Below are 12656 nucleotides of genomic sequence, written 5' to 3'. Positions count from 1 at the left end.
ATTTGAACTAAATTTAGCAAAGAAATTGATTTAATAATAGTTTCTATAAATTATTTTATATGGTTTTAAATAATCTATAATTCTACTTTTAAAAGCTTTTATTTTTAGAATTTATACCCAATTGATAGTATTGAATAAGTATTCTCTTTATTATAAAAACTATGATTAGCATCTTCTTTTTCAAATCCAGTTTTAATATTTAAATATATATTTTCATAAGAAAAAGGTTTATCCCATCTAAATATAGTATTAATACCAAAAATATCAGCATTTATCTTTTTATTTACTTCAAGATTAATTTCTTCATAATCTTTTTTTCCAATATTAGAAAAAATAGAGAATAAAAAATTTTCTGTTAAATTTATAGTTGTTCCTACTAGTAATTCATATTTATTATATGAACTTGATTTCCCTTTAGCATCATATATTTCATAAGATAAATTAGTTATATAACTTAAATCATTATCGAAAATTTTTGAATTAAATTTGTTTTCAAAAAGAAAAAGATGCCTATTCCCTTCTCTTTTTAAATCATTATTTATAGTTTCCTTGCTGTATTCAATTGTGCTAAGTTCATATTTAATCATTCCTTCATGATTATCAAAAAGTGATAAACCATAGCCAGTGTAAAAACCAATTTCTGTTACATCTGTTTTTTCTCTATCAACTTCTTTTAAAAATGGATTTTTCCACTCTTTAGATAAATTAAACTTTAATCCAAAATCAAATACTCCAAAATCTGAATTAATTAATGAACCTATATGAGCTCCATTTATATCTGAGGATACATATAAATTTAAAGTATCATTTAGATTATGTCCATAGTACATTTCAAAATAAGGAAAACTTTCATTTTCATCTTGTGCTTCATTTAATTGAATAATAGTTTTTCTTGATTCTGGTGAAAAATTATTTTTTAATTTTTCACTACCACCACCTATTTCTATATAATTTTGTTCATTAGCAAATAAAATAGTTGCTAATAAAATATATAAGAATATTTTTTTCATTTTTCCTCCAATTTTTTAATAAAAAGATTTTAAAAAAAATTAGTGTGGAAGTTATGTGAAACTAAAAAGATTTTAAAATATAATTTTAAATATTTCCAAGCTAAATGCTTGGAAAATATCTATTTGTGAGTATAAAGTTTTCTGATTTTATCATCAAGTGGAGCTATTAATTTGTATAAAGCTGGAACTACAAATAGACTTAACATTGTAGATATTATTAAACCACTTATAACACTAATAGCCATAGGAGCTTTTATACTTGATCCCTCACCAATAGAAAGGGCAAGGGGAAGCATACCTAAACACATAGATATAGTTGTCATTAAGATTGGTCGTAGTCTTGATATCCCTGCTTGAATAATTGCTTCATCTAAAGTTGTATTATTCTCTCTATTCCTATTTGCAGCATCAACTATTAAAGTTGAGTTTTTACCAACTAAACCAAGAAGTAAAAATAATCCCATCATACTAAATAAACTCATATTCATATTTGCTAAATAAAGTCCTAAAAATGCCCCTGTAAAACTAAGTGGCATTGCACTCATGATGATAATTGGTTGGAGTGGAGATTCATATAATGAAGCAAGAATTAAATATATCATTATAAGAGCAGCAACAATAGCAACACCAAAGGCATCAGAAGTATCTTGCATATCTTTAGCATCTCCTTCAAAAGTATAAGTTACTCCATCTAAAAGCCATTTATCTTTATTTTCAACTACAAGATTGATTAGAGTATCTAAAGCTAAACCATCTTTCATATCAGTTCCAACAGTAACTTGTTTTTGTCTATTATATCTTTTTATTACAGAAGCTAACTGTTTTGTATTTATATTAATTAAACTTGATAAAGGAATAAGTTCTTCTTTATCATTTTTTACATTTAATTGATTTATCACATCTATATTTGTTCTTAAATCATCTGATAATCTCATAACAATATCATATTCTTTACCATTTTTATTAAAATTACTTATTGTAATTTCTCCTGAATAAGCCATTGCAATTACATTTGCAATATCACTACTTTTTACTCCAAATTTTGAAGAGTTTTGTTTTAATATCTCAATAGAAAGTTCATCTTTTTTAGGCTGAATATTATTTTGAATATTTGTTGTTCCGTTTATTGTTTTTAAATAATCAATCAATTTATTAGCTGATTCTTCAGCAAGTTTTGAATCATTTGCTTTTAATATAAGTTGAAATGGTGTCATAATTTCTGCACCTGAATTCATATCATCTGTTTCATTTACATTTATCTCTATATTTTCAAATGTTTTCGATTTATGTCTAATCTCTTCCATAATTTGACGTTGAGTTTTTGCTCTTTTATCTATTGGAACTAATCTAACATAAATTGAACTTTCATAAATATTTCCATTTAATCCAATAGTCAAAGAAGAGTAATCAACTTCACTTATTGAAAGTAACTCTTTTTGAATATTTATTGTAGTTTTTTTCATCTCTTCCATTGAAATATTTGCATTTGCTTTGATTATTACTTCAAACTGACTTCTATCTTCTTTTGGCATAAATACCATTCCTAGATTTGAAGATAAAATTATAGATATTGCAAATATAGAAAAGCCACTTATTAAAGTTACAAATTTAAACTTTATTGCTTTTGTTAAAAGATTTTTATATATTCTATCCATCGATAAAAATATTGATTCAGTCATCAAATAAAATTTCGAATGTTTTGGATTTACCAAAAGTGAACTAATCATAGGAATAACTGTAATTGCTACAATATAAGAAATTATTACCGAAGCAACAATAGTTATACCAAAACTTTTAAAGAATTTTCCTACTATTCCACTCATATTTGCAATAGGTATAAAAATCGCTAAAAGCATAGCTGAAATAGCTAAAACAGAAAAAGATATCTCCCTTACTCCCTCTAACGCTGCCTCATATCTACTTTTTCCTAGTTCAAGTTTTTTATAAATATTTTCTATTACAACAATTGCATCATCAATAATAATTCCTATTGATAATGTTAAAGCTGTAAGTGTTAAAATATTTAGTGTTTGCCCACTCCAACCCATTATTGCTAGAACACCTAAGATTGAAATAGGTAAAGAGATAGCTGCAATGATTGTAAAAGTAAAATTTCTTAAAAATACAAATACAATTAAAGAAGCCAAGAAACAACCCAAAATCAAGTCAAATTGAACACTTTTGTAAGTTGATTCAATAAAATTTGTTGTATCAAATAATAAATTTATATCAAAATCATTTGATAATCCTTTGATATATGGAATTTTTTCCCTTACTGATTTTGCAATATTTACCTCATTAGCACCTGAGATTTTTTTTACTTGTAATAATACACCTTTTTGTTCATTATAGTTTGCAAATGTTCTTTCATCTTCTATTGTTTCTTCAACTTTTGCAACATCTTTTAATCTAACACCATCTTTTATTTTTATATTTTCTAGTTGTTCAACATTTATTGCATCTGAATCAATTGAGATATTTAATTCTTCTTTTTCTTGAACAACTCTTCCTCCATCTTTTTTGATATTTTCTTCATCAATTTTTGAAGATAAGTCATTTAAATCAAGATTATATTTACTTAAAAGAGTAGTATCTGGATATATTTTTAGTACTTTATCCCTAAAACCTGCAATTTCTACTTTTCCAACACCTTCAATACTTTGTAAAACAGGTTTTACTACTTCATTTGCATGAAGCATTAATTTATCAAGATTATCAAGTTTTGTTGATAAAAAAAGAGTTATTATAGGTGCAGAACTACTTGAAAATTTTTCAATTATAGGTTTATTAGCTTCTTTTGGTAAATCAACAGTTGAAACCTTATCTCTAACATCATTTGCAGCTTCTTCAACAGGTTTACTTAACTCAAATTGAGCAATAACAACTGATTGATTTTTTGAAGTATCTGATCTTATTATATCAATTCCAGAAATACCACTTATCGCTTCTTCTATTTTATCAGTTATTTTACTTTCAATAATTTCAGTTGAACCTTGGTCATAATTAGTTATAACACTAACAACGGGATAATCAACATTTGGTAAGAATGCAATTGGCATTTTTTGGATTTGAGTATATCCAAAGAATACCAAAGCAAATACAAACATAAAAGTTGTAATTGGTCTTGAAATAGCAAATTTGTACATATTAGTTTCCTTTTATTAATCCATCACCAAAATTACCAATTTTTAAATCTACACCATAAGCTTCTGCATTTAATTTTTTGTCACTATTTAATGTAGGATAAATTTTGTAAATTTCAACACAATTTTTATAATCATCTTTTTTTGAGTTTAAACAAAATTCATCTCCAACTTTCACATCTTGAGCGAATTTTGAATCAAATGCTAATAAAAGTTTTTTTTCATTTGAAACAAGTTTTAATAAAGCTTTTTCAGTATTACTTGACATATCACCAACTTCTATATTTTTTTCAGAAATTACACCAGAAAATGGAGCAATGATTTTCATTTTTGATAGTTTTGCTTCATTTAAAGTTATTAAATCTTTTGCACTTTTTAACTCTGATTCCAATTTATCTAAACTATTTTTATCAAAAACTTCTGCACTTTTTTTATATCTTTCATATTGAGTTAATAAAAATTTATATTCATTCTTTGATATTTCAAGATTCGCTTTTTCTTCTGAATCATTTAGTGAAAGTAAAACTTCACCTTTTTTTACTTTGTTTCCTACATCTGTATTTATTTTAGAAACAATACCAGATGTAGAAACATTTAAAGAGGCTTCATTTAATGCTTTTACTTCATAAGTTGCATAAACATCAGCAAATAAAATATTTGTTAGAAGTATTATCATAATTTGTATTTTTTTCATTTTATTCCTTTATAAGTGTTAATAAATCAATTCCAAGTGCGAAAGCAAGATTGGCTTTTTTTAGTTCAATATCATTTTTTGCTAAGATTACTCGATAGTTTGCATCTTGTTTTTTTGTAAGTTCAGTTAAATATTCAGTGTAACTTATCAAATTTGCATCAAATCTTTTTTTACTAAATTCATAAGTTGTATTTGTAGCTTCAAGCCCTGATGTTGCACTATCTAATTTAACTTTTGAAGATTCTAGTGATTTTAAAGCTAGTTTTCTTTCAATTTGAATAGATTTTTCTTTATAAGCAATCTCTTTATTTAAAGCTAAAGCCTCTAATTGACTAGCTTCTTTATCTTTTGAGATTTTTCCAAAATCTAAAATAGGAAAGCTGATTTGAAATATTATTTGATTATTCAATTTATCATTATATGTTTCATCATAATGCAAATATTCTTGTTTTTTTAAAGAATCTGTTATTGATATTGTAGGTAAATAATTAAAACTATCAGATGTATATTTTACACTTTTAGCTTCAAGTTTTTTTGCTTCAATATCATATCTATCATTTTCTTCATAACTTGGCTCAATCAATCTTTCTTCATCATGTAGTGAAATTTCACGACCTGTCAAAAGAGATAGTTGTAATATTGAATTTTCTAAATCTATTTTTAAATTTTCAATATCATATAAAGCCTCTTTTTTTGATGCAATTAAAGCTTGAAGTTTATCTTTTGTTTCAAGGTCATTTTTTACTAAAATTTCAAATTTTTTTATTTGACCATTTAATTCATTTATTTTGTAATTTATAACATCAATAGCAGATTTTGTATTTTGATATGAAAAATATTGTTTTATTACCTCTAACATAATCTCTTGCTTTAAATATTGAGTTTTTAGTTTTTGTGATTCATGTAAATTTTTTTTAGATAATTCATTATTTAGTATTTTGTTTCCATCATATAAAATATATGAAGCTTTTAATTCTCCATAAGCTATATCCTCAGGTTCATTACTTAAAACTTTTGAATTATTTTCATAAGCCCCAATTAGATTAAATGTTGGATAATTATCTTTTGTTGCTGATTCATACTGTTTTTTAGCCATCTCTTGTAAAGCTTGTTGTGCTTGATAATTTTCATTTGTTACTTCAATATTACTTAAAAGTTCTTTTAAAGAATTTGCATATAGTGAAGTTGCAATAAAAATTAATACAATGATTTTTTTTAACATTAATGTTTCTCTCTTTATTTTTTATTACAAAAAGAATAGAATAAATTTATGGGAAAAATATGGGAAAAATTTAATAAGGACATTTTTTCTACATTTATTCAAAATACAATATATAAATAAAACCATCCTATAAAGAATAGCTTAAACGACTAGGCTATTTTTTAAGGCGTGCTTTATGGTTTGATTTTTTGAGCATTTTTTGAAATGTTCAAATGATCAAATTTAAAAATAATAATACATTTTGGTCAAAGTTCTATGAAAACTCATTGTTCTCACAAGTGTTAAACTAACAAGTTTACTTTTTATGTTGGATTAGTACTCTATATGGATTATATGCTTGGTTATATTTAAAAAGAGAATAGATAATAGATGCTAATTTTTTAGCAATAATTATCAATGCTTCTTTTTTGGATTTACCAGATGATACTTTGTCTCTAAAAAGTTTATGAAGTTCGTTATTATGTCTAACAGCTGATACTGCTGCCATATAAAGAGCATGTTTAGCTATGGGTATTCCTCTTTTAGCTAAAGTTCCAGTTGATAAAGATTTACCTGATTGATATAAAGTTGGATATAGACCTAAAAAACCTATGAAAGCTTTAGCTGATTCAAATCTTCTAAGGTCTCCACATTCTCCTAATATTGCTGTAACAGTTTTATTAGATACTCCAGGAATTGATTTAAGATTTTCAATATTACTTGAATCATCATCAAGTTGATTGTCTATAAGAATTTGAATTTGTTCTTCAACTTCATCTCTTTCTTGAATATAAAGCTCTAATATCTTAATATTAGTCTTGATCATTAAAGCTCTAGATTCATTTGCACGACCTGTATAAATAGAAGATTTAGCAAGTTCTATAAGATATTTTGCTTTTTCAAGATTAAAGCTATTACCTTTGATATGTCGAAAAATCTTAGTTAGCTTTTCTGGCGTAGCTTTTGAAATATCCATTGCGGTTGGGTAAGATTTAATGATCGCTATTGCAGTTTTGGTAAAGATATTTGGAAATACTTTTTCAATCTCTGGATTAACAGTAGCAACAACAGTTGTTATCTCTCTTTTAATAGTTTTTATTTTATCATCTAATGATTTTTTTAATCGATTTAAAACTTTTAAATTGTGATAATCTTCATTGCTAATATAACTAGCTTTGTATTTACCACTAGCAAGTAATTCAGCAATAACATAAGCATCTATTGAATCATTTTTAATCTTTTTAAGAGTAGAGAAATCTCTATACTTAGAAGTTTGATAAGAATTTAAAAGTATTACTTTATAATCTGCATCAGTAATATAACTATAGAAATTTTCACTAAATGCTCCAGTTGATTCTATACCAATAATAAAGTCATTCATATCTAATGATAGTTCAGCTAATCGTTTGAGTAGTTCTCTTAATCCTAATATATCACTATAAATCCAAAAAGGTTTGCAAGCTAACTCTTTTGCATCATCTAAAATACAAACATAGTGTTTGTCTTTAGCAATATCAACTCCAACATAATACATAATAATCCTCCATAATGTGATAGTTTAAAATCTCATAGCTTCGTGTTATAACAGGTAGAAAATATTTTTCTCCCGAGCATCCTATAGATGATTTAATAAAGCTAACACAAGACGTTTTATATGTAGGTATTTAAATCCTAAAAGGAAAAAAACTTGTTTATTATTAGCCTTTGTGAGAGCTATGAGTTTCATAGAACTTCAATCAATATTTTAAACTTTGATTGATAAATGTATTATACGAAGGTTAAAGATGAATGAGTTTAAAAGTTTAAAGATTTTATATATTGATGATGAAAATTCTATAAGAGAAAATGCTGTTGAATATCTTGAGTTTTATTGTAATAATGTTTATGAAGCAGATAATGGAATAAGTGGCTTTGAAGCTTATGAAAGATTTCAACCTGATATTATAATCAGTGATATAAAAATGCCTAAGCTAAATGGTATTGAAATGGTTAAAAAAATTAGACAAAAAGATAAAAAAACTAAAATTATTCTCGCTACTGCATTTTTAGAAACATCTTATTTATTGGATGCAATAGAATTAGGTCTTATAAAATATTTATTAAAACCAATTACAGCTGATAAACTTTTACCTGTTCTTAAATCTTGTATTGAAGATATTATTGAAGATAAAAGTATATTTTATTTAAATGAGGAGTTCACTTTTGATACTTTAAATAAAACTCTATTTTTAAAAGAGGAACAAATAATTTTAACAAAAAAAGAATTACTATTTTTAGAACTTTTGATTAAAAATAGTAAGAGAGCCGTTAAGTATTGTGAATTTAATAACTACGTATGGCATGGAGATATGACAGAAGATTCGATGCGTTCTATTGTAAAAGATATTAGAAAAAAAACGTTTAAAAATATAGTTAAAAATATTTCTGGAATTGGTTATCAAATAAATGTTTAATCTAATGATAAGAATTCTTATTTTAAATCTCTTTTTTTTTATAAATTTACATGCACAGAATCTTAAAGAACAGATGTTAGAAAAAACTTTTATCTCATTTGATGGGAAAAATTTTATTAAATTTAAACAATTAGATAAAAAAAACTATGAACAAAAATATACTAACTTAGTATTAAAAATAGAAATTGATGAAAAACTTTTAAAAAATGATGTTTATTATATAAAGATATTAAGTACAAAAGATAGTTTTAAAAATAGTAATTACTCTTATGAATTTATAAACAAAGTACCTATTATTAAACTTGAAAATATAAAAAATGATTTAATAATAAATTTTGATTTAGAAAATCAACATCTTTTTTTTGATTTGGAGCTCTTTAATGAGTTTGAATATAAAAATATTTTAAATGAAGAAAAACTTTTATTTGGAATTACTTATGGGATAATATTATGTGCTTTTTTATATAACTTTGTCTTTTTTCTTTATAATAAAGAAAAGATTTTTCTTTATTATTCATTATTACAAGTATCTCTTTTATTTCTTTTAGTACTATGTTCAAAAAATTCTTACATTATTAATTTACTTGATAACAATGGAAATAATATAGATATTTCATTAACTCTTTTATTAAATTTATCAATATTATTATCAATTTTATTTAATATGGAATTTTTAAATACTAAAAAATATACACCAAAAATACATACTTCTTTATGGCTTTTAATTTTTTTAGATTTATTAGATATTTTTTCATTATTAATTACAAATAAATCATTTATTATTGATTATATTCCACCCTATATATTAATCTTTCTTTTGCTTATCTTTGCTTTTTTTGTTTTAAAGCAAGGCTATAAACCAGCATTATTTTATATTATTGGATGGTTTTCTCTATTTATTTTTGTATTTTTATCTCAAAGTAGTTTTTCTGATTATAATGAAAATTATATGTTGCATATTGGCATTCCTTTGGAGTCTTTACTATTTTCATTTGCAATTGGATTCAAAATGAGACAAACCGAATTAGAAAAACAGCAAAATGAAACTATTTTAATAAATAAAAGTAAATTAGCCTCAATGGGAGAAATGATTGGGAATATAGCCCATCAATGGAGACAACCTTTAACACATCTTTCATATATAATTATGAATTTAAAAGCTGCTTATGAAAATGATAAACTTGATAAAAAATATTTAGAAAAAAAAACCGATGAAGCTAATAAGCAGATAGAATTTATGTCTCATACAATAGATGATTTTAGAAACTTTTTTAAGATTTCTAAACAAAAAGAGGAATTTAGTTTAATAGAATGTATAAATGAAAGCATAAATCTTTTAAATGAAAGTTTTAAATCTTTAGATATAAAATTAAATTTTAATTACACTGAAAATTTTAGAATCAGAACTTATAAAGGTGAGTTCGCTCAAGTAATTTTTAATCTTTTAAATAACGCAAAAGATGAATTTATAAAACAAGAGATAAAAGATGCAAAAATTATAATAAATATAATTAAAAAAGAAGAAAATATACTTATAGAAATTATTGATAATGCAGGTGGAATAAGTGAAAAAATAATCAAAAAGATTTTTGAACCTTATTTTACAACAAAAGAAAAAGGCTTAGGTATTGGACTTTATATGAGCAAGGTTATAATTGAAAAAAATATTGGTGGTAAATTAGAAGTTGAAAATACAATAAATGGTGCAAAATTTATAATTTATTTAATAAATTCACAAATTTAAATTATGATATTAAATTATTCTAATAAAAAATCCTTCTACCATTTAAACAATCTACTAAAATAGCTTATATAAACTTTAATTGAAATATTATTTTTCAAGCACTCTTTTTGCATAATCTCTTAATTCACCATTTGGTGAAATATATTTGTATAAAGTTGCTCTTGTGATTTTTAACTCCTTACAAAGTTCAGTAACACTTGTATCTCTATTTTTCATACTAGCTTCTGCAAGTCTTACTTGAGCTTTTGTAAGATTGAATTTTCTTCCACCCATTCTTCCTCTTGCACGAGCTGCAGTAATACCTGCTATTGTTCTTTCTCGAATAAGTTCTCTTTCAAATTCAGCTAATGCTCCAAATATAGAAAATATCATTTTACCTGCAGGTGTTGTTGTATCTATATTTACACCTTGACCACTTAAAACTTTAAATCCTATTTTTCTTTTTGTTAAATCTTCAACAGTTTGAATAAGATGTTTTAAATTTCTTCCAAGCCTATCAAGTTTATATACAACTAATATGTCATCTTCTCTTAAAGCTTTTAGACAATTTTCTAGTCCTGGTCTTGCATCTTTACTTCCAGAAATTTTATCACTATAAATATTTTCTTCTTTTACTCCTGAATTTGTAAGAGCATCAATTTGTAAATCTAAAACTTGTGAATTATCTGATTTTGAAACACGAGCATAACCTATTAACATTTTAAAAATTCCTTTTTGAAAAAATATGTAAATTAAATGAACGTTTAATTTACATTATAAAAACCATACCAAATTATATTGTAAAAATGTAAATTAACTAATATATTATTCAAAGTATATTAAATATATCATAGAATTTAAATAAAATACACTAAAAAGGAGTTTTTTGTACTTTTAGAAATTTTTACAAAAAATTAAGAGAAAATAGTTAATGATTTTATATTAGAATTAGATTTAAGCTATTTTTAAATATTGTTGGAAAAAAAATCCCTTTGTAGGTCTATACCCTTTTATTTGTTTGAATATACAAGCTTTCAAGCGTATTATATTTTCCTGTAAATTGCCAAATTCTATTTGATTTTGATAATCTTGCAATTACATCAATACCATTTTGTTTTACTTCATTTATAAAATTTGGTTTAGCATACCAACTATCAACTAATAAATAATCTACATATATTTCAGATTTTAAAACTCTTTGAAGCATATGTAGAGCTAAAATATTTTTACCATCATTACCTTCAACTCTTCGTTTATAAGCATTACTTTTATGATGAAAATAGTTTTCATTACAATTTACAATTTAATTTTTATTGTAGTTAATAGAAAAATCTAACATCATATCAGTATAACAATCACTATAATTATTACTCCCCCAATAAACAGAGTTAATTTTATCAACTAGTCTCATAGATTTACCTTTAATATAGTTGATTGTGGTAATGAAATTATATCCAAAAGTGTCTATTTATGGGCTTTAGAAAAGCTTTTATACATAAGAAATTGATGATTTTTTATGTACGAAAGTTGAGTTATATTATGAAGTTTAAATAACTTGATAAGGATCATTATATATTAAGATATATAAGGCTAAAATTCTTTAATACATTATATATTTTATTATATAACGATATATAAGATTTTAGAATAGGAGGCTTATGAAAAAGATTATTTTAAGTTTAGTATTATTATGTTCAAGTATTTTTGCAGGAACTATTAATGTTGCAGTTGCAGCAAATGTTAGTTATGCAATTAATGACTTAATTAAAGAGTTTAATAAAACTAATCCAGATACAAAAGTTGAAGTTGTTCTTGGAAGTAGTGGTAAATTTACAACACAAATTCAAAATGGTGGACCATTTGATATTTTTATGAGTGCTGATATGAAATTTCCACAAACTTTGGAAAAAGAAAATTTAACTGCTACAAAGCCAGTTATTTATGCTCAAGGAAGTTTAGCAATGTTAAGTGCTAAATCTTTTGATTTTTCAAAAGGTATTAATTTAGTAACAGATAGTAATATAAATAAAATTGCAATTGCAAATCCAAAAACTGCTCCTTATGGAACTGCAGCTCAAGAAGCTCTAAAAAATTTAAATATTTTAGATGAAGTTGAAAGTAAATTCGTATATGCTGAATCTATTTCTCAAGCTGTAACTTATACAATAACAGCAGCTGATATTGGATTTATTGCAAAATCATCTTTGTACGATGAGAATATGAAACAATATAAAGAAAATATTAATTGGGTAAGTATAGATCCAAAATTATATACTCCGATTGATCAAGGAATAGTATTATTAAAACGAGCAGAAAATAATACTGAAGCAAAAGCTTTTTATGATTTCATACTTAGTGATAATGCAAAAGATATATTTAAAAAGTTTGGTTATTTGATAAAATAATGATCTTATTTTTTTGAAATAAATTTT

At 24.2% G+C, this 12656-nt stretch carries 10 protein-coding genes; 3 read left to right on the top strand and 7 right to left on the bottom strand.

What is annotated here, in order from left to right; genetic code table 11:
* Positions 1–104: 104 nt before the first annotated feature.
* The 5 genes from ACBT_RS00585 to ACBT_RS00565 form a co-directional block, all read right to left on the bottom strand.
* A complete protein-coding gene (locus ACBT_RS00585) occupies positions 105–1010 on the bottom strand; it encodes a DUF2860 family protein (RefSeq protein ID WP_024774784.1) in 906 nt (301 codons plus the stop codon).
* A gap of 119 nt (positions 1011–1129) precedes the next feature.
* Positions 1130–4156 carry an efflux RND transporter permease subunit gene (locus ACBT_RS00580; protein WP_024774785.1) on the bottom strand — a complete coding sequence of 1009 codons (3027 nt, stop codon included), beginning with the start codon at positions 4154–4156 and terminating at the stop codon, positions 1130–1132.
* 1 nt (position 4157) lies between these two features.
* Positions 4158–4847, bottom strand: a complete 690-nt coding sequence (locus ACBT_RS00575; RefSeq protein ID WP_024774786.1) for an efflux RND transporter periplasmic adaptor subunit — start codon at positions 4845–4847, stop codon at positions 4158–4160.
* 1 nt (position 4848) lies between these two features.
* Entirely contained in the window at positions 4849–6069 is a 1221-nt protein-coding gene (locus ACBT_RS00570) for a TolC family protein (RefSeq protein WP_024774787.1), read from the bottom strand.
* A 295-nt stretch (positions 6070–6364) separates the two neighbouring features.
* Positions 6365–7582 carry an IS110 family RNA-guided transposase gene (locus ACBT_RS00565; RefSeq protein ID WP_024774266.1) on the bottom strand — a complete coding sequence of 406 codons (1218 nt, stop codon included), beginning with the start codon at positions 7580–7582 and terminating at the stop codon, positions 6365–6367.
* Positions 7583–7832: 250 nt separating this feature from the next.
* Here ACBT_RS00565 and ACBT_RS00560 point away from each other — a divergent pair, with 250 nt between their 5' ends.
* Positions 7833–8501, top strand: coding sequence for a response regulator (locus tag ACBT_RS00560; RefSeq protein WP_024774788.1), 669 nt, complete (start codon positions 7833–7835; stop codon positions 8499–8501).
* Positions 8502–8505: 4 nt separating this feature from the next.
* Positions 8506–10245 (top strand): sensor histidine kinase, encoded by a 1740-nt coding sequence (locus ACBT_RS00555; protein ID WP_162147700.1) that lies wholly within the window; start codon positions 8506–8508, stop codon positions 10243–10245.
* Positions 10246–10332: 87 nt separating this feature from the next.
* Here the strand turns inward: ACBT_RS00555 and ACBT_RS00550 are convergent, their stop codons facing one another.
* Positions 10333–10944, bottom strand: coding sequence for a recombinase family protein (locus ACBT_RS00550; protein ID WP_024774790.1), 612 nt, complete (start codon positions 10942–10944; stop codon positions 10333–10335).
* A 280-nt stretch (positions 10945–11224) separates the two neighbouring features.
* On the bottom strand, positions 11225–11431 hold the full coding sequence (locus ACBT_RS00545) for a hypothetical protein (RefSeq protein ID WP_024774791.1): 207 nt from the start codon (positions 11429–11431) through the stop codon (positions 11225–11227).
* 451 nt (positions 11432–11882) lie between these two features.
* Between ACBT_RS00545 and modA the strand changes: the two genes are divergently transcribed.
* Positions 11883–12629, top strand: coding sequence for a molybdate ABC transporter substrate-binding protein (modA, locus tag ACBT_RS00540; RefSeq protein ID WP_024774792.1), 747 nt, complete (start codon positions 11883–11885; stop codon positions 12627–12629).
* Positions 12630–12656: the final 27 nt, after the last annotated feature.

Source organism: Aliarcobacter cibarius (genome assembly GCF_013372265.1).
GTDB lineage: Bacteria > Campylobacterota > Campylobacteria > Campylobacterales > Arcobacteraceae > Aliarcobacter > Aliarcobacter cibarius.
This window is presented reverse-complemented; position numbering and strand designations above follow the sequence as displayed.